Below are 17,891 nucleotides of genomic sequence, written 5' to 3'. Positions count from 1 at the left end.
GGACCGAGCGATGCCGACACCAATCCGTCTATCTTTGGTGTACACCGTAAGGGATAAAAGCCCTTCGGCAGGTCTTGGCAGTCAGTTGATCTACTGGTCTCATCCATGGCAGGAGACAACCCGCCGGGGTGAACAGTACTCCTCTACTGTGCATGCCTGCTTGGGGGCTTTGTTGTTGGAGGATTTAAACTGAATATTTTAGCGATGACAAGGATAAGTAGAATCAAAGCCCTGATGCCAGAGATCCGCCTGTTCGGTGAGAGGGCGGTCATCATCTTTGATTCGAAGCTCACCTTGGAGCTTTGTTTCTGAAACGGCTGCCCCGGACTAGGAAACAACGGGTTGTTCCCGATACAGGACACAAGTCAGATGCGACTTACAGAGTCTGTAATTCGTGAGAATGCAGAGAAACTGGGTGGTACCGCGAGATCTCTCGCCCCAGCACTCGAACGGGTAAATGATCAACCTACCATGCGTTCGGGTGTTATGGCGAGAGATTTTTATTATGCAATTAAGACAGACAATTCAGACAAAGGAGAGGTAAGCATGACAGAACCGCTAGTCTATCTTGATGGGGAGTATGTACCGAAAAGCAAGGCCGTTGTATCCGTGTTTGATCACGGGTTCCTATACGGGGACGGAATCTTTGAAGGAATTCGCTGCTACTCGGGCAATGTCTTCCGGTTGAAAGAACACATCAAGCGCCTGTACGAATCCGCCAAGTCGATTCTGTTGGAGATTCCGCTGTCACCACAGGAAATGGAAGACGCAGTTGTGGAAACGCTGCGCAAGAATGGTTATGCAAACGCATATATCCGTCTGGTGGTCTCAAGGGGAATGGGTGACCTGGGACTGGATCCCCGCAGCTGCGTAAAACCCTGTGTGATTATCATTGCTGAGCAGCTGAAGCTGTTTCCGCAGGAGTTTTATGAGAAAGGGCTGTCGATCGTGACGGTTGCGACCCGCCGCAACGTGCCGGATGCGCTGAACCCGAAGATCAAGTCGCTCAACTATCTTAACAACGTGCTCGTGAAGCTGGAAGCTCAACGGGCGGGCGTCATGGAAGCACTGATGTTAAACCATGAAGGTTATGTGTGCGAAGGGTCCGGTGACAACGTGTTTCTTGTGAAAGACGGGAAAGTCATGACCCCGCCCACATACCTTGGAGCTCTGGAAGGCATTACACGAAACGCCATCATTGATATCTGCAACCGTCTTGGAATTCCGTGTGAAGAGAAGGTGTTCACCCGACATGATGTATATGTGGCTGATGAAGTGTTCCTAACAGGTACTGCCGCAGAATTGATTCCGGTTATAGATGTGGATTCCCGAGTTATCGGAGAGGGCAAACCCGGCCCCATGACGGAGATGCTGATCAAGGAGTTTCGAAAGATTACGGTGCAAGAGGGGACGAAAATCCCGGAACTGGTTTCCAAAGCTGTGTAAGGCTTTAATAAGTTTTATTGAATCAATTCAGAATGAGAGAGGTGGAGAGAACCATGACTCCTCAGGCAGCGACAACAGCTCCTGAACAACAAACAGTGCCGATCCAAATGACGGGTGCGCAAATGGTTGTAGAATGCTTGAAAAGATTGGGGGTCCATACGATTTTCGGGTATCCGGGCGGAGCGATCCTCCCGATCTATGATGCGTTGTATGAATCGGGTATTGACCACGTATTGGTCCGCCACGAACAGGCGGCCATTCACGGGGCGGAAGGATTTGCACGGGCAACGGGCAAGGTCGGGGTGGTAATGGCCACGTCCGGGCCGGGAGCCACCAATCTGGTGACGGGGATTACCGACGCTTACATGGATTCGACTCCGGTTGTGATCATTACCGGGCAGGTGCCGAGCTACATGATTGGGCGGGACGCTTTCCAGGAAGCGGATGTGTTCGGCATTACAATGCCGATCACCAAGCATAATTACCAGGTACGCGATGCAGCCGATCTCCCGCGGATTCTCGCGGAGGCTTTCCATATTGCCGGTACGGGACGTCCGGGCCCGGTGCTGGTCGATATTCCAAAAGATGTATCGAATCAGGTTGCACCGTTTGTTTTTCCGGAAAAAATTTCTATTCGAGGCTACAACCCCTCTACCGAACCGAGTCCGTTGCAAATCGAACGGGTATGTGCGGCGATAGCAAAGGCAAAACGCCCGCTGCTTTACATCGGAGGAGGAATTATTAGTGCGGACGCTTCCGAGCAGATTCGGGCTTTTGCGCGGCAGACCGGAATCCCTGTGGTTTCGACACTGATGGGGCTGGGTGCTTTTCCGCCGTCCGATCCGTTATTTGTCGGAATGTTGGGCATGCATGGAACTTACGCGGCCAATATGGCAGTTTACCACTGCGACCTGTTGATCGCGTGCGGCGTCCGGTTTGACGACCGGGTGACGGGCAAGCTGGAACGGTTTTCGCCCCATTCGCAAAAGGTTCATATTGACATCGATCCGGCTGAAATCGGCAAGAACGTGAAGATTGACTATCCGATTGTGGCTGACGTGAAAAAGGCGTTAGATGCCCTGTTGGCAAAAGCTCCCCACGCAAACTGTGACGAATGGGTATATGACGTCCAGGTCTGGTGCCGGGAATATCCTTTGTCATACGAGAACAGTTCGAAGGAATTAAAACCCCAATACGTAATCGATTTGCTGGACCGTATGACCAACAGTGAAGCGATTGTTACAACGGAAGTGGGCCAGCACCAAATGTGGGCCGCCCATTTTTACCGGGCAAAAGAACCGCGTACTTTCATTACTTCGGGGGGACTTGGCACCATGGGGTACGGTTTCCCGGCGGCGATCGGCGCACAGCTTGCCAAACCGGATGCGACTGTCGTCTGCGTTGCCGGGGACGCTTCCCTGCAAATGAATATCCAGGAATTCCAGACAATTGCGGAGCGCCATATTCCGGTCAAAGTGTTTGTCATCAACAACGGGTTTCTCGGTATGGTTCGCCAGTGGCAGGAAATGTTCCACGGGAACCGCCTGTCTGAATCGAAGATTTCGGCTCCCGATTTCAAACGGGTTGCGGAAGCGTTCAATGTAAAGGGACTTCGAGCCGAAACTCCGGAGGAAGCGGAGAAGGCAATTGCGGAAGCGTTGGCTTATCCCGGTCCGGTTGTTGTGGACTTCCTGGTCGAAGAAACGGAGAAAGTTTTCCCGATGGTTCCGCCCGGCAAAGGAAACGACGAAATGATCGTTAAGGGGTGGGAAAAATGAGGCATACCCTGTCCGTACTTGTCAATGACCAACCGGGTGTTCTTACTCGGGTAGCGGGGTTGTTCTCCAGACGCGGGTTCAACATTGACAGCCTTACCGTTGGACCGGCGGAAGAACAGGGCTTGTCACGAATGACCATTACCATGCTCGGGGACGAGGCCACGTTGGAGCAGGTCATGAAGCAGCTGCACAAGCTGATCGATGTGATAAAAGTGCAGGATATCACAAACGAACCGATGGTGGAACGGGAACTGCTGCTGATCAAGATTGCGGCCAACCCCACGGTTCGGGCGGAAGTCACCGGCATTGTGGAACCGTTCCGTGCTTCTGTCGTCGATGTGGGACGGAATTCGATGATCATCCAGGCTACCGGAAACCGGGAGAAAAACGATGCGTTGATCGAATTGCTGCGCCCATACGGAATCAAAGAAATAGCAAGAACAGGCACTACAGCATTGGTTCGAAGCCAGCTGGCAAAAATCAAAGTTTGATTGACTCAGACAAATACAAAATGGGAGAGGGATTCTGCGATGAAAATGTACTATGACCATGATGCGGATTTGAGTTTATTGGGAGGAAAAACTGTCGCAATCGTTGGATACGGTTCGCAAGGCCATGCGCAAGCGCAGAACCTTCGGGACTCGGGCGTCAAAGTTGTGGTGGCGGGACGTCCGGGAAGGTCCTGGACACAGGCGGAACAAGATGGGTTCGAAGTGATGACGGTCGCCGATGCGGCGAAAGTGGCTGACATTATCCAGATCCTGATGCCGGATGAACGGCAGGGTCAAGTGTACAGGGAAGAAATTGCCCCCAATCTGAGAGCCGGACAAATGTTGCTGTTCTCTCACGGATTTAACATCCACTTTGGACAGATTGCCCCTCCGGCGGATGTGGATGTGGCAATGGTGGCACCCAAGAGCCCGGGACACCTGGTTCGACGGGTTTATACCCAAGGCGGGGGAGTTCCCGGATTGGTGGCCGTTCACCAGAACGCCACAGGGAAAGCAAAAGAAATCGCCCTTGCTTATGCAAAGGGTATCGGTTGCACACGTGCCGGCGTGTTTGAAACATCTTTCCGGGAAGAAACGGAAACCGATTTGTTCGGAGAACAGGCAGTGCTTTGCGGGGGTGCAACCGCTTTGGTGAAAGCCGGTTTCGAAACACTCGTGGAAGCGGGCTACAGTCCGGAAATCGCTTATTTCGAATGCTTGCACGAGTTAAAGTTGATCGTAGATCTCATGTATGAGGGCGGTTTGTCAAGAATGCGCTACTCCATCTCTGACACGGCGGAGTTTGGCGACTACATGACGGGACCCAGAATAGTCACCGAGGAAACGAAAAAAGAAATGCGTAAAGTTCTGGAAGAAATCCAGCGCGGTGAATTTGCGAAGAAGTGGATTCTTGAAAACCAGGCGGGGCGTCCTTCCTACAATGCGATCAAGCAGCAGGAAGCGGAGCATCCGATTGAGCAAGTGGGCGCCAGATTGCGCGAAATGATGTCTTGGATCAAAAAATAAAATTCGTTTGGGAGGGAGTTACATGCGCAAGATTGATGTGTTTGACACCACTTTGCGAGATGGGGAGCAGTCCCCGGGTGTAAGCTTGACGCAAGAGGAAAAATTGGAGATTGCCCGGCAGCTTGCTCGACTTGGTGTCGACATCATTGAGGCTGGATTTGCGGCTTCCTCCAAGGGAGATTTTGAAGCGGTCAAGCGGATTGCCAACGAGGTTCGCGGAGTCAGTATTTGTTCTTTGTCCCGTTCCGTCCAAAGCGACATTGAACAGGCATGGGAAGCGCTGAAGGGGGCGGAACATCCCCGGATTCACGTCTTCCTGGCAACGTCGCCGATCCATATGCAGTACAAATTGAGGATGACGCCGGAACAGGTGCTGGAACAAACGGATGCGGCCGTCCGTTTGGCGCGCAAGTTTGTTTCGGATGTGGAGTTTTCGGCGGAGGACGCAGGGCGTTCCGAACCGGATTTCCTGGTAAAGGTGGCTGAAGTTGCTGCCAAGGCGGGAGCCACTGTATTTAACGTTCCGGATACGGTAGGCTATTTGACTCCTGCCGAGTATGCCAATTTGTTCCGCTATATTCGTGAAAACGCAAAAGGAATCGAGAATCTGAAACTGTCCGCCCATTGTCATGACGACCTTGGCCTGGCAGCCGCCAACACTTTGGCGGCAATCGAGGCGGGCATTGACCAGGTTGAGGGCACCATCAACGGGATTGGGGAGCGGGCAGGCAATGTGGCGCTGGAGGAAGTAGCTTTGGCGCTTGAAACCCGCAGAAACATCTATCAGGCTACATTTGGATTTGATCTGTCACAAATCGCCCGCACCAGCCGTTTGGTTTCCAAGCTGACCGGTATGGTGGTACAGCCCAACAAGGCGATTGTAGGCGCCAATGCGTTTGCGCACGAGTCGGGCATTCACCAGGACGGCATGCTCAAGGAGAAGTCCACTTACGAAATCATCCGGCCGGAAACGGTCGGCATGGCGGATACCAAGCTGGTGTTGGGGAAACATTCGGGACGCCACGCTTTCAAGGATCATATCACTTCTCTTGGCTACGAACTGGACGGAGAAGCGCTGAATGTCGTGTTCAGGAAATTCAAGGAGCTTTGTGACAAGAAAAAATATGTTACAGACGAAGATATCCTCTCTCTGCTTCTGGAGTATGAAGTTGACTCCTCAAAGGTCGCTTACCGTCTGGAATATATGCAGGTGTCATGTGGAACCCAGGGAATTCCGACCGCAACCATAGGGTTGGTGGACGATGAACAGGGATTGCTGCAGGAGGCGGCAGTCGGAAACGGAGCGTTTGACGCAATCTCCAATGCGATTGACCGGATTACCGGCGAGCAGGTGGAACTGCTCCATTACCAAATCGATTCTGTAACCGGCGGGCATGACGCTTTGGCAGAAGTTCGGATACAGCTTCGCCAAGGAGAGATTGTTGCAAACGGCAGGGCTGTTTCTACCGACACACTCGAAGCAGGTGCCCGAGCCTATATCGACGCAATCAATCGAATCATTATGAAGCGGATGGATACTTTTGGTCGTGAGTACCGGCGCTTGAAGGAGCAGGTGAACTTGCATGCCTAAAAAAATCGCGCTGCTTCCGGGGGACGGGATCGGACCCGAGATCATGGCGGAAGCGGTTAAAGTCCTGGAAGCTGTCGGCAAAGAGTTTTCCAGGGAGTTTACTTTTCAATCCCTGCCCATCGGGGGAACAGCGATTGATGAGTTTGGAGACCCCCTGCCGCCTCAAACCCTGCAAGGTTTGAAAGAATCTGACGCAGTGCTGCTGGCTGCCGTAGGCGGTCCAAAGTGGGATCAGAATCCGGGGAATCTGCGTCCTGAGGCCGGTTTGCTGAGAATGCGCAAAGAGTTAGGGGTCTTTGCAAACCTGCGGCCCGTGAAGGCATATGAACCGCTGCTGCACGCTTCCACCTTGAAGGAGGAAGTTCTGGCAGAAGTGGACCTGCTGATTGTTCGTGAGTTGACAGGCGGCATCTATTTTGGAGACAAGTCGAGGAAGCCGCACGTCAGCGGGGAACAGGCAACTGATACTCTGGTTTATACAACAGAAGAAATTGAACGGATTGTACGAATGGCATTTGTTATTGCCAGAAACAGAAAAAAGCTTCTGCATTCGGTCGATAAAGCCAACGTGTTGGAATCATCCCGGCTCTGGCGGGAAACGGTGAACCAGGTTGCCAAAGATTACCCGGATGTACAGTGTGAGCATATCCTGGTGGACAATTGTGCCATGCAGTTGATCCGCAATCCGCGCCAGTTTGACGTATTGGTTACCGAGAACATGTTTGGAGACATCTTGTCGGATGAAGCGGCCATGCTGACAGGATCGATCGGCATGCTGCCCTCTGCCAGCCTTGGGGCACAAGTCGGTCTGTATGAACCGATTCACGGTTCAGCACCGGACATTGCAGGGAAGGGGATCGCCAATCCCTTGGGAATCATTCTGTCAGCGGCAATGATGCTCCGCCATTCCTTCGGGTGGGAACAGGAAGCTGCCATAATTGAACAGTCGGTTCAAGAGGTTCTCGCAAAGGGTGCTCGGACTGCTGATCTGGCCGGTCCCCAAGACACCAAAGTATCAACATCTGAGATGGGAGACCTGATCGTACAGGCGATTGGCTGCAGAATTCCGTCCTGATCTTGGGCGTTGCCTACGGGCAACGCTTTTTCTCTACCAAAATGGGGTCATTAAAATAGGACTTGAGTAACTGGAGACCGGAAGAAAATTTTGATAACTTAAAACTGTCTCCTTTAATCTCAAAGTAAAGGCTGGAAATCAGCATGCAGCGGAGGGAGCATTACAGGATTCCACTGAACGCCTTTTGTTCGCTTCAACTAAGAAAGCTTGGCAACCGGTATATGCCTATCGGAAAACAGTTTGAAGTCGTATTGAGAAACATCTCCGGAGGAGGACTCTGTTTTGTTTCGGAACGTGACATTCCTGTCAGTGAAGAATTGATCTGGAAATTTGATGTGAACTTACCTGAACAACAGTTACAGGTTTATGGCCAACTGGTATGGAAAAAATCGACATCCGATCAATTCCAATATGGTGTCAAGTTCGTCTTTTTCACTGACAGGGAGCAACGGGAACTGATGTCGAAACTCTACCAGCTTCAAATTCGAAGCCGGAACCAAAAGAACATGAACTCCGATGAAAAACCTAATTGCCGGACATGACCTGCTTTTAATGCAGGATTTTTTATTGACTAACTGACATGAAATAGGTATACTGAGATTTGTCTTTTTAGTATAAAATATTCATAATTCATATAAACGGTAATTCTTCTTATCCAGAGAGGCGGAGGGACAGGCCCAATGAAGCCCGGCAACCGGTTCGTCTGAAGCAATCGCTTTAGACGGGCGGCATGGTGCCAATTCCTTCAGGTATCCGAATACCTGACAGATGAGAAGGGACATTCGAAATGAAAGCCCTTTTTCAGTCTGTAGAAAAAGGGTTTTTTCTATGACGGCAAACTTCAGAGCGGAAATGGGGGTGTTACGTATGATCCAATTACAGGATTTGCATAAACACTATATCGTCGGAAAATCGGAGGTACCCGCGCTGAGCGGCATTCACCTGTCGATTGGGAAAGGAGAAATATTCGGGGTCATCGGTCATTCCGGTGCCGGTAAAAGTACGCTGATCCGCTGCATGAATCTGTTGGAACAACCTACTTCCGGGCGGGTGATTGTGGATGGAGTTGACCTTACATCGCTTACTGCCAGGGAACTGCAGGAGAAACGCCGGAGAATCGGAATGATCTTCCAACATTTCAATTTGCTGTCTTCCGCCACGGTGGGTGAAAACATTGCGTTCCCTCTGCAATTGGCCAGACGTCCAAAAGCGGATATTGAGCGCAAGGTAGCGGAACTGTTAAAGCTTGTAGGATTGGAGCAGCATCGGGACAAGTATCCAGCCCAACTGTCAGGCGGTCAGAAGCAGCGGGTGGGCATTGCCAGGGCACTGGCCAATGATCCTGCCGTGCTGCTTTGCGATGAAGCTACGTCAGCGCTGGATCCGCAAACTACCAATTCGATTCTGGCCTTGCTGCGGGACATAAATCGCCAGTTGGGCATCACAATCGTGCTGATCACGCATGAAATGCATGTGATCCGTTCTATTTGCGACCGGGTGGCTGTCATTGACGGGGGACAAATAGTCGAGACCGGACCTGTGGCAGATGTGTTCTTAAGGCCTCAGCACCCCACCACAAAGGAATTTGTGGAGCAAGTGGCCGATTCGATGGAATTGCAGGAAACGGTGGCCCACGAGAAAGCGGTTGGAGACCGGACGATTGTTCGGATCACGTTCCTTGGGGAACAAACTTATCAACCGGTCTTGTTCGAAACCATGATGGAAACCGGGGCTTCTTTCAATATCCTGCAGGGCACCATTTCCCGCATGAAAGACACACCTTACGGACAGCTGGTGGTTGAACTGGACGGCAAGAAAGAGCAGATTGTGAACACGGTGACTGCGCTTCGGAACCGTGGACTCGAAGTGGAGGTGATCTGAATTGGAAATCAGCTTTGTGAACCTCGAATGGGCGGAAATTGGAATGGCGACGATAGACACGCTCATTATGCTGGGCCTGTCCGCATTGTTTACCGTTATCATCGGTCTTCCGGTGGGAGTGTTGTTGTTCCTGACTTCCAAAGGACAGTTATTGGAAAACCGGCTGTTCTACGCAACCGCTTCCTTTGTGGTCAATATCCTGCGGTCCGTACCGTTTATCATTCTGATGATTCTGTTGATTCCTTTTACCAAGCTGATTGTCGGGACATCCCTCGGGATCCAGGGTTCGATTCCACCGCTTGTGATTGGCGCGGCCCCATTTTTCGCAAGGCTTGTGGAAACTTCTTTGCGGGAAGTGGACAAGGGAGTCATCGAAGCAGCCCAATCGATGGGGGCAACCCACTGGCAAATCATTTCAAGGGTTCTGCTGCCTGAATCCCGTCCCGGACTGATCGCCGGCATTACAATTACGACTGTGGCATTGGTGTCATATACCGCAATGTCAGGCGTTATCGGCGGGGGCGGTTTGGGGGATCTGGCCATACGGTATGGCTATCAGCGCTTTCAAACAGATGTCATGTTGGTAACGGTCGCCATACTGATCGTCCTGGTGCAAATTCTGCAGTCCATCGGCGATTGGCTGGTTCTCCGTTTCAGCCGGAAATAATTCCAGACGGTATATATGATGTACTCGCGGGTGTCCCCGATTTTGGGAATGTTCGCGGGGATTCATATAAACAAAAATGAAAGCATCAAACACGGAAAGGGGAATTTTAAACTATGAAAAAATGGCTTGTACCACTACTCTCCCTTACACTTGCGTTCTCGCTGTCCGCATGCGGCAAGAAAGAAAACGCAGAGACTCCGGCACCGGCTGCTGGCGGCGATAAGAAGGAAGTAACCCTGAAAGTCGGGGCAACCGCAGTTCCGCACGCAGAAATCCTGAAGTTTGTTGCACCCAAGCTGAAAGAGCAAGGGGTTACCCTCGAAGTGAAAGAGTTCAATGACTATGTTCAGCCGAACATACAGGTATTTGAAAAGCAATTGGATGCAAACTTCTTCCAGCACGTTCCGTACCTCGAACAAGAGAATAAGGATCGCAAAATGAACCTGGTCAAGGTAACCGGGGTTCATATTGAACCGTTTGGCATCTACTCCCAGAAGATCAAGAAACTTGAGGAGTTGAAAGATGGCGCGACAGTTGCAATTCCCAACGATCCGACAAACGGTGGACGCGCGCTTGCCTTGCTTGCAAAAAACAATCTGATCAAACTGAAAGATGGCGTAGGTATCAAAGGAACTGTGAAAGACATCGTGGAAAACAAGAAAAACCTGAAGATTAAAGAAGTGGAGGCCGCGATGCTCCCGCGTGTACTCGGTGAAGTCGATCTGGCATTGATCAACACAAACTTTGCCCTGCAAGCCAAGCTGGTTCCGACCAAAGACGCTCTGGCAATTGAAGACAAGGAATCGCCGTACGTGAACATCCTGGTTGCACGTCCTGACAACAAAGATTCGGAAGCGATCCAGAAATTGGCCAAAGCGTTGAACACACCGGAAGTGAAGAAGTTCATTGAAGACAAGTATCAAGGTGCGGTTGTACCTGCATTCTAATTGCAGAAACATATTCTGATCTAGAAAAAGGGATCGGTGGAAACCGGTCCTTTTTTCGTCTTGACGAACTGCTGACCGGTGTCTTGTTCAACCTGCCAGGGTCCCTGCCCAACAGGCAGCAATACTGGTCAACAAGGTCAACAAAATATACCACAAGGTTTGTATCCGGTCCTGTTTAAGCCACATGGATACCGCTTCATAACTGAAAGAGGAAAAAGTCGTGAAGGCGCCCAGAACACCAATGGCCAAGAATTCCCATTGGAGATGGCTCAATCGGGTGACGGAAAGCCAGCCAAGCAAGAACGATCCAAAGAAGTTTACCGCAAAGGTGCCGACCGGCCAACGCAAGGGAAACAGTTTGACAAGCCGTTGGCCGATCTGCCAGCGGGCAACAGCCCCAAGCGCTCCTCCTGCCGCAACCAATATCCAAGTCATGCAGCATCACCTGTCTTTGTCCGAAATTTTGCTTGAAATGTTCGTATGGCTCTAATTCCCCAATAACAAGCTGCCAGACTGACTGCCAAGCTGGCAAAGCAGTAGGAGAGCGCAAGCAGGACTTGCCCCGCCCGGACCATCTGAATCAATTCCAGAGAAAAGGTGGAGAAAGTGGTGAAACCGCCGAGCAGGCCTGTGCCGAGGCCTAACCGGAGGTGATGGTCCGTTAGTCTTTCTCCGGTTGCTTGGAAGAGTAGACCTATCAAAAAACAGCCGATGACATTCGCGAGAAAAGTCGGCCAAGGAAACAATGGGACGTTGTCTATAGGAAATACCAGCGCAAGGACGTAACGGGCAAGCGATCCGACAGCGCCGCCGGCCGCGACAGCGATAAAATTCATTGAGATCACCCGGAGTCATTTTTATTCATTATAGCTCAGAATTTGGTTGAGTGCCTATTTTTGCCTTATTCATGGCAAATGTCCTTAGGGCGCATATACTGCAAGTGACATTCAACCAGAGGAGGACGAATGGATTGAAGGTACACAATGTCCAGAAGGGTGACACTCTTTGGAAAATTGCGAAAATGTACGGCGTTCCGTTGGCACAAGTGATTGCCGCCAATCCGCAAATTGCCGATCCTGACAAGATCGATGTGGGAATGAAAGTCAACGTGCCTGTTGCGACTGAAGGGATAGTTACAAGCGATATTCCAACGCCGGAGGGAATGAATGTGGAGAAATATGTGGTGCAAAGCGGAGATACGTTATGGAAGATTGCCAAGAAAACAGGGCATTCCTTGGCAAGCATTATTGCCGCCAACCCCCAAATTGCAAATCCGGACATGATTATGCCCGGGCAAGTGATCAATATTCCGGTTCACGGCATGGACAGCGTTCTAATGGGACCGGGCATGCACACCAAAGAAATGATGACGATGCCAAAAGCCAAAATGACCGAAGTCAAGCCGATCGTGACAGCCCCCATACCCCAACCGGCACCTGCACCGATTCCGGTCGAGGGCCCCGATTACCACTATCATTTGATGATGCTGGAGTACCATCCGCAATATTTCATGCAACCGCCTGTCAAGGTGGAAATCAAACAACCACCCAAACCCAAAATGAAACCCATGGAAAAGCCGGTCATGACCAAGCCTTGCATGAAGGTCCCTTGTCCTCCCGTATACTACAATCCTTGCCCGCCGGGAACCTATCCGTTTCTGATGGATGAATGCGGCAATCTGTACCCGTATCCGATGTATCCTCATGGCATGCCGTATCATCACAGTCCCATGCATCATCACGGTCATATGTACTATGGTCCCGCGCACCATATGATGCCGGGTGTACGGGATGACGGGTATCTCCAATCTGTCAGGGAATGGCAAGCTGCAAGCCCTGCCCTACCAAAGCCCATGAGAGGGGAAGACGGACCTGAAGCACATGAATGACACATTTGGTGGGGGTAGCTTTGGCATTCACCAAGTACAAGCAAAGTACTTGGTGAATGCCAAGTTTTCTTTATAGGAAGATGGTACTGGAAATGAGAAATGTTTCCGGGTAGACTTGGACTAAAGAATTCAGAAAGGAGTTGGATGAGTATGGAAGCACGGAAAGTGGTGAGGGTGAAAGCGGGCGAGTTCAGTCCCTCTTACGGGATTGTGCTGAGGGAGACAAATGGCAGTCTTGTTTGCAGGCTGTCCGGAGATCATTTTACCAAGGGGCCTGTCGAGATATCGGAGAATCAAACAGAGCAGGTGGAAGATCTCAGAGCAGGGGTCGCTTTTTTTACCATTGAAAATTTGGTCTGGTGGATCCGGCACAAAATTGCCGAAGCGAAGGCAAACGGGGTTGTCGTGGGGGTATCGGGGGGGATCGACAGCGCGGTTGTGTCCGCTCTCTGCAAGAAGGCCTTTCCAGAGCGGTCGCTTGGTTTGATCATGCCCTGCAACAGCATCCAGGAAGACAGGATGTATGCGGAAGAAGTGTGCAATGCGATTGGGCTGGATTATAAAGTGATGGATCTGTCCGATACATACAATGTACTTATAAAAACCGCCCGGTCAGCCGGGCTTGTGGACGAAGATTCACATCCGCTGGTAGGAGGCAATTTGAAAGCCCGGCTGCGCATGTCGACCCTCTATCTGGCGGCGCAAGAGCGGGGATATCTGGTGGTTGGAACGGACAATGCCCCGGAGAGTGTAACCGGCTACTTTACCAAATACGGGGATGGAGGAGTGGACATCCTGCCCATCAGTTCCCTATTGAAACGGCAAGTACGGGAGTTGGCCCGGTATCTTGGCATTCCGGCAGCGGTTATCAGCAAACCGCCCTCGGCAGGTCTTTACGAAGGACAAACGGATGAATCGGAAATGGGCCTTCGTTATGATGACATCGATGATTATATCGCGGGATTGGAAGTGCCAGCCGGAGTAAAGCAAAAGATACAGGAGATGGAAGCACGCAGTCAACATAAACGGGAGATGCCACCATCCGCTCCGAAGGAAATGAATGCTTTGTTTGTTAAGTAGCAAGAAGGGGTCCCTTTGTAGGGGATCCCTTTTTATATTCTTTTTTGCACATTTGCGCATACTACAAAAAAACTTCATTCCCATATAAAGGATGATATGGTTTGCTCATCCGCAGGAAAAGCATCCTTAAAGAAAATAAAGTTCTGCAGCAAAGGTTTGAACAGACTACCGAAAATTACAAGGGCAAGTCGTTTTCCGGTTCCCTGGAACAAGACCTGATAACGATTCGAACCCTATTTGGGCAAAGCGATGATGTGATCATCCGCGAATTTCAAATGACCCAACCAACAAATCGACGTGCAGCCATTGTTTACATTGATGGACTTGTGGACACGAAGACGGTGAATCATTTCCTTCTAAAACCACTTGTAAACCAGGACAAGGTTTACGGGACGGAAGGCAACGAAGAAAACGATCTGCTTCGGCATATTCCGATCAGTGAAGCCAGGGTCTTAAAAGATATGCAGCAACTTGCGAAAGCGGTGTTATCGGGGGATACGGTCCTGCTTCTTGATGAAGGTGCGTCACCGCTGACGGTGTCAACCAAAGGTTGGGAAAAAAGGGGTGTGGAGGAGCCGAGAACGGAGTCGGTCGTACGCGGCCCCCGCGACGGGTTTACAGAGACTCTGAGAATCAACACGGCACTAATCAGGCGGCGGTTAAAAGATCCCAACCTTCGTATTAATGGAATCAAGGTTGGGGAACGCACCGATACTGACGTCGCCCTTCTGTTTATTGACGGGATTGCAAAGCCTGCTATTGTCCAAAAAGTTCGGGAACGAATCCAACAAATCAAAATTGACGGTGTATTGGAAAGCGGTTATATTGAACAATTCATTGAAGATTCCCATTGGTCCCCTTTTCCTCAAATTCAGAACACGGAAAGACCCGACAAGATGACGGCCGCCCTTCTGGAAGGGAAAGTGGGAATCCTGGTCGACGGTTCGCCGTTTGGCATGATCGCACCCGCCACTTTTTCCCAGTTTTATACCAGTCCGGAAGATTACTATGAGAGATTCCTGATCGCCACACTCATACGTTTTATCCGGGTACTCTCCATGTTTATGGCCTTGCTGCTACCGTCGCTCTATATTGCTTTATCGTCGTTCCACCCGGAGATGATCCCATCCAAATTGGTAATAGCCATGGCGGCCGGGCGGGCGACCGTTCCGTTCGCATCCATAGTGGAAGCGTTTCTGATGGAAATCACGATGGAAATTTTGCGGGAAGCGAGTGTAAGGTTGCCTGGACCCATTGGTCCGACCATCGGCATAGTGGGAGCCCTGGTGGTAGGGGAGTCGGCTGTACGGGCAGGGATTGTGAGCCCGGTAATGGTTATTATCGTTGCCCTTACTACGATCGGTTCCTTTGCATCCCCGAGCTACAGTGCGTCGATTGCGCTGCGCATGTTGCGGTTTCCGCTGATGATTTTTGCAGGAACGATGGGCCTGTACGGAATTATGTTGTTCGTGATTGCCATCACCGTGCATCTTTGCAGTCTTGAATCGTTTGGCATACCATATTTGGCACCCATGGCGCCGCGGCGTTTTGTCGGATGGAAAGATACCTTTTACCGCAGTCCCTTGTATCGGATGCTCAAACGGCCTCCAACAAACATGCCTCAGGATACTGAACGGGTGAATCCTTCTTCTGCCCAAGGGATCAAGAAAGGAGACAGCCATGACCAAGCCGACGCTTCCGATCATAACTGACCGAATTACACAAAGCCAGTCCATGTCCCTGATTACCAGTACCGTTATTGGCGTGAGTGTCTTGACACTTCCGCGGATGTCGACTGAAATTGCAAACCAGCAGGGGTGGATCCCTATTTTTATTGGATTTCTCCTGGCAATGGCAGCGGTGTGGGTGGTGACCCTTCTCAGCGTCCGTATGAACGGGCAGTCTTTTGCCAATTTTGTGGCGCGTACGTTAGGTCCGAAAAAATACCCGGTATTGGGCAAGGTGCTGGGAATCCCCCTTCTTTTGGCTTACGTGGGGTATTGGCTGATAGTGACTGCCCTGGTTGCGCGTACATTCGGTGAGGTTGTGGTTACCGCGGTTTTGCTGGAGACTCCGCTCGAGGTGATCGTGGGAAGCATGTTGGCGCTGACGCTGTACCTTTGCTTGAGCAAAGACAAAGTGGTCTTTCGAGTCAATGAATTCTTGCTTCCTCTGATGGTTGCACCGTTGTTGATTCTGGGTGTGATGGCATTTCAGAAAGCGAATTTCACCCGTTTGATGCCGGTGTTCCCTTTGGAGACCAAGGGGATTCTGCAGACGGTGGCTGGCACTGCACTCGCTTTTCAAGGGTACGAGATCATTCTGCAATTTGCTTCCCGCTACGACGAGAAAGTCAAATATGTAAGAGCCAACATGCTGGGCATGGGATTCGTTGGTCTGGTGTATGTCTTGATCGTCATAGCCGGTATCGTCACCTTCGGACATGAAGAACTGCAACGATTGACATGGCCCACTCTTGAATTGGTCAAATCGGTCAATGTGCCCGGGTTGGTCTTGGAAAGAGCGGAAGCGGTGTTTATCGGGGTTTGGGTGGCGGCTGTTTTTACTACTGCAGGGAATTGCTTCTATGCAGGCACACGTCTCTTATGCGATACATTCGGAATTCGCAAACCGCAATACGTCGCAATCGGGTTGGTGCCTGTCCTGTATTTGGTCGCCATGAATCCCAGAAACCAGTTCGATCTGTTCGCCGCATTAAATCGGACTTCTTTTGCCGGGATTTTGCTGGCAGTGGTCATCCCCGTCGCTTTGCTGGGGTTGTCATTTTTCAGGAACAGTGGGACCGATGCAAAATGAGACGTCTACTTGCAATCGTTCTGTGCAGTCTGTTGATCGTTTCCTCCCTCACAGGTTGTTGGGACCGGAGAGAACTGGAACAAAGGGCCTCAGTGGTTGCATTTGCAGTGGACAAAAATCAAGAAGATCCGAACCTCGTGGATGTGGCAATCCAGGTTCCGATTCCCATCAGGATCGTGGGGGCCGGAGGCGGTGGCGGTGGTGAAGGAGGCAAAGAGGCAGTCCGGATTCTGACCGGTTCCGGCCGCTCGGTACTGGCGGCATTTCAGAACATCGAGAGGAGTCTAAATCAGCAATTGTTTTACGGACATACCCGTATTGTGGTGGTCAGCAGCGAGGTGGCCAAAACGGACATTGAGGATTTTGTCGACGTCTTGCGGCGATCCCCGCAGGTCCGGCGTTTGTTGTGGCCGGTAGTGGTTCCCGGGAGGGCAGCAGAACTTCTCTATAAGGATCCCAAGCTGGAACAGATTCCCATGATGTTCATCAAAGAGATGTTGGAATCGGGTGCCAGGGACAAACGGATTCCGGATGTTACACTGGGGGATTTTTTCATATCCATGTCCGACACTTCCATCCAACCCATGATGCACATGGTGGCTCCCACCCAAAAAGGAATGAAGTGGATCGGCATGGCCGTGTTCCGGGACGGCAAAATGGTGGGGAATCTAAAAGAACCGCACGTTTGGGCCTATATGAATATGGGAAAAGAACAGCCTGGCGGTGATGTTGTGATAGCATGCTTTGACAGTAAGGATCGAGATCTGACGTTTCATCCCCGGCGAGTGTCTTCGAAGGTAAAGGTGGAGGAAAAAAACGGCGAAATCCGCGCACTCTACGATGTCAAAATGGAAGGTGACATCTTTGAATCGGAATGCAATGTGGATTTCAACAATGAGGCTGTGATCAACAAGGTTCAAAATGCTATTGAGGTAGAATTGGAAAAGCGTGCAAAGGAGATGATCCACCATGTACAAAGGGATCTGGCATCTGATGTTCTGGGGTTGGGATTTGCCGTTCGGGCCTTTCATCCCGAGATTTGGAAAAAAGTGGACTGGGATAAAACATTTCCGAAGGTCAAGATTGATGTGTCCTACCATGTGAAAGTGCGTCGTTTTGGGATGACCATGGGCAAGCAAGAGTAGGGGGAACCTCCCGTCAGATCCGTCGATAACCTTTGACCGATTTTTGTACCCTGTGCTAG

18 protein-coding genes, 1 riboswitch and 1 other annotated feature are annotated in these 17,891 nt (G+C 50.9%); of the genes, 16 read left to right on the top strand and 2 right to left on the bottom strand.

Features of this window, described 5'->3' with window-relative positions; genetic code table 11:
* The 11 genes from EFBL_RS20985 to EFBL_RS16750 form a co-directional block, all read left to right on the top strand.
* A partial coding sequence (locus tag EFBL_RS20985) for a hypothetical protein (protein WP_216640736.1) occupies nucleotides 1–193 on the top strand: 193 nt, incomplete at its 5' end.
* Nucleotides 194–195: 2 nt separating this feature from the next.
* Nucleotides 196–444, top strand: a binding site (T-box leader).
* Nucleotides 445–546: 102 nt separating this feature from the next.
* Nucleotides 547–1,446, top strand: a complete 900-nt coding sequence (gene ilvE / locus EFBL_RS16795; RefSeq protein WP_096183345.1) for a branched-chain-amino-acid transaminase — start codon at nucleotides 547–549, stop codon at nucleotides 1,444–1,446.
* 53 nt (nucleotides 1,447–1,499) lie between these two features.
* The gene (gene ilvB / locus EFBL_RS16790; RefSeq protein WP_096183343.1) at nucleotides 1,500–3,224 is read left to right on the top strand and encodes an acetolactate synthase large subunit; all 1,725 of its coding nucleotides are present in this window, start codon (nucleotides 1,500–1,502) and stop codon (nucleotides 3,222–3,224) included.
* Nucleotides 3,221–3,715, top strand: a complete 495-nt coding sequence (gene ilvN / locus EFBL_RS16785; protein ID WP_096183341.1) for an acetolactate synthase small subunit — start codon at nucleotides 3,221–3,223, stop codon at nucleotides 3,713–3,715. Before ilvB ends, ilvN begins: the two co-directional genes overlap by 4 nt.
* A 39-nt stretch (nucleotides 3,716–3,754) precedes the next feature.
* Nucleotides 3,755–4,741: a ketol-acid reductoisomerase gene (locus EFBL_RS16780; RefSeq protein WP_096183339.1), complete on the top strand. Its 987-nt coding sequence runs from the start codon at nucleotides 3,755–3,757 to the stop codon at nucleotides 4,739–4,741.
* Between the two features lie 22 nt (nucleotides 4,742–4,763).
* Nucleotides 4,764–6,332: a 2-isopropylmalate synthase gene (locus tag EFBL_RS16775; protein ID WP_096183337.1), complete on the top strand. Its 1,569-nt coding sequence runs from the start codon at nucleotides 4,764–4,766 to the stop codon at nucleotides 6,330–6,332.
* Complete coding sequence (gene leuB / locus EFBL_RS16770) at nucleotides 6,325–7,407, top strand: 3-isopropylmalate dehydrogenase (protein WP_096183335.1); 1,083 nt, start codon at nucleotides 6,325–6,327, stop codon at nucleotides 7,405–7,407. The genes EFBL_RS16775 and leuB overlap by 8 nt, the downstream gene beginning before the upstream one ends.
* A 143-nt stretch (nucleotides 7,408–7,550) precedes the next feature.
* Nucleotides 7,551–7,949, top strand: coding sequence for a PilZ domain-containing protein (locus EFBL_RS16765; RefSeq protein ID WP_096183333.1), 399 nt, complete (start codon nucleotides 7,551–7,553; stop codon nucleotides 7,947–7,949).
* Nucleotides 7,950–8,055: 106 nt separating this feature from the next.
* Nucleotides 8,056–8,182: riboswitch (SAM riboswitch) on the top strand.
* 92 nt (nucleotides 8,183–8,274) lie between these two features.
* Entirely contained in the window at nucleotides 8,275–9,288 is a 1,014-nt protein-coding gene (locus EFBL_RS16760) for a methionine ABC transporter ATP-binding protein (RefSeq protein WP_096183331.1), read from the top strand.
* Nucleotides 9,289–9,331: 43 nt separating this feature from the next.
* Entirely contained in the window at nucleotides 9,332–9,955 is a 624-nt protein-coding gene (locus EFBL_RS16755) for a methionine ABC transporter permease (protein ID WP_165912741.1), read from the top strand.
* Nucleotides 9,956–10,068: 113 nt separating this feature from the next.
* A complete protein-coding gene (locus tag EFBL_RS16750) occupies nucleotides 10,069–10,902 on the top strand; it encodes a MetQ/NlpA family ABC transporter substrate-binding protein (protein ID WP_096183327.1) in 834 nt (277 codons plus the stop codon).
* An 87-nt stretch (nucleotides 10,903–10,989) separates the two neighbouring features.
* Here the strand turns inward: EFBL_RS16750 and crcB (EFBL_RS16745) are convergent, their stop codons facing one another.
* The gene (gene crcB / locus EFBL_RS16745; protein WP_096183325.1) at nucleotides 10,990–11,337 is read right to left on the bottom strand and encodes a fluoride efflux transporter CrcB; all 348 of its coding nucleotides are present in this window, start codon (nucleotides 11,335–11,337) and stop codon (nucleotides 10,990–10,992) included.
* A complete protein-coding gene (crcB, locus tag EFBL_RS16740) occupies nucleotides 11,334–11,738 on the bottom strand; it encodes a fluoride efflux transporter CrcB (protein ID WP_096183323.1) in 405 nt (134 codons plus the stop codon). The genes crcB (EFBL_RS16745) and crcB (EFBL_RS16740) overlap by 4 nt, the downstream gene beginning before the upstream one ends.
* Nucleotides 11,739–11,872: 134 nt before the next feature.
* Here crcB (EFBL_RS16740) and safA point away from each other — a divergent pair, with 134 nt between their 5' ends.
* From safA to EFBL_RS16715, 5 genes are all read left to right on the top strand, one after another.
* Entirely contained in the window at nucleotides 11,873–12,790 is a 918-nt protein-coding gene (gene safA, locus EFBL_RS16735) for a SafA/ExsA family spore coat assembly protein (protein WP_165912739.1), read from the top strand.
* A 150-nt stretch (nucleotides 12,791–12,940) separates the two neighbouring features.
* The gene (gene nadE, locus EFBL_RS16730) at nucleotides 12,941–13,870 is read left to right on the top strand and encodes an NAD(+) synthase (protein ID WP_231705852.1); all 930 of its coding nucleotides are present in this window, start codon (nucleotides 12,941–12,943) and stop codon (nucleotides 13,868–13,870) included.
* A gap of 107 nt (nucleotides 13,871–13,977) precedes the next feature.
* Entirely contained in the window at nucleotides 13,978–15,582 is a 1,605-nt protein-coding gene (locus EFBL_RS16725) for a spore germination protein (RefSeq protein ID WP_096183359.1), read from the top strand.
* Complete coding sequence (locus EFBL_RS16720; RefSeq protein ID WP_096183319.1) at nucleotides 15,551–16,687, top strand: GerAB/ArcD/ProY family transporter; 1,137 nt, start codon at nucleotides 15,551–15,553, stop codon at nucleotides 16,685–16,687. Before EFBL_RS16725 ends, EFBL_RS16720 begins: the two co-directional genes overlap by 32 nt.
* Nucleotides 16,684–17,832: a Ger(x)C family spore germination protein gene (locus EFBL_RS16715; RefSeq protein WP_096183317.1), complete on the top strand. Its 1,149-nt coding sequence runs from the start codon at nucleotides 16,684–16,686 to the stop codon at nucleotides 17,830–17,832. Before EFBL_RS16720 ends, EFBL_RS16715 begins: the two co-directional genes overlap by 4 nt.
* The last annotated feature ends 59 nt before the right edge of the window (nucleotides 17,833–17,891 follow it).

The organism is Effusibacillus lacus, from assembly GCF_002335525.1.
Taxonomy (GTDB): Bacteria; Bacillota; Bacilli; order Tumebacillales; family Effusibacillaceae; genus Effusibacillus; species Effusibacillus lacus.
The sequence above is the reverse complement of the archived record's forward strand: the minus strand, read 5'-3'. Positions and strand labels throughout refer to the sequence as shown.

Bases quoted from the DNA above. Each gene is read 5' to 3' on its own strand.
- ilvE (WP_096183345.1), top strand. From the start codon at position 547: ATGACAGAACCGCTAGTCTATCTTGATGGGGAGTATGTACCGAAAAGC.
- ilvB (WP_096183343.1), top strand. From the start codon at position 1,500: ATGACTCCTCAGGCAGCGACAACAGCTCCTGAACAACAAACAGTGCCG.
- ilvN (WP_096183341.1), top strand. From the start codon at position 3,221: ATGAGGCATACCCTGTCCGTACTTGTCAATGACCAACCGGGTGTTCTT.
- EFBL_RS16780 (WP_096183339.1), top strand. From the start codon at position 3,755: ATGAAAATGTACTATGACCATGATGCGGATTTGAGTTTATTGGGAGGA.
- EFBL_RS16775 (WP_096183337.1), top strand. From the start codon at position 4,764: ATGCGCAAGATTGATGTGTTTGACACCACTTTGCGAGATGGGGAGCAG.
- leuB (WP_096183335.1), top strand. From the start codon at position 6,325: ATGCCTAAAAAAATCGCGCTGCTTCCGGGGGACGGGATCGGACCCGAG.
- EFBL_RS16765 (WP_096183333.1), top strand. From the start codon at position 7,551: ATGCAGCGGAGGGAGCATTACAGGATTCCACTGAACGCCTTTTGTTCG.
- EFBL_RS16760 (WP_096183331.1), top strand. From the start codon at position 8,275: ATGATCCAATTACAGGATTTGCATAAACACTATATCGTCGGAAAATCG.
- EFBL_RS16755 (WP_165912741.1), top strand. From the start codon at position 9,332: ATGGCGACGATAGACACGCTCATTATGCTGGGCCTGTCCGCATTGTTT.
- EFBL_RS16750 (WP_096183327.1), top strand. From the start codon at position 10,069: ATGAAAAAATGGCTTGTACCACTACTCTCCCTTACACTTGCGTTCTCG.
- crcB (WP_096183325.1), bottom strand. From the start codon at position 11,337: ATGACTTGGATATTGGTTGCGGCAGGAGGAGCGCTTGGGGCTGTTGCC.
- crcB (WP_096183323.1), bottom strand. From the start codon at position 11,738: ATGAATTTTATCGCTGTCGCGGCCGGCGGCGCTGTCGGATCGCTTGCC.
- nadE (WP_231705852.1), top strand. From the start codon at position 12,941: ATGGAAGCACGGAAAGTGGTGAGGGTGAAAGCGGGCGAGTTCAGTCCC.
- EFBL_RS16720 (WP_096183319.1), top strand. From the start codon at position 15,551: ATGACCAAGCCGACGCTTCCGATCATAACTGACCGAATTACACAAAGC.
- EFBL_RS16715 (WP_096183317.1), top strand. From the start codon at position 16,684: ATGAGACGTCTACTTGCAATCGTTCTGTGCAGTCTGTTGATCGTTTCC.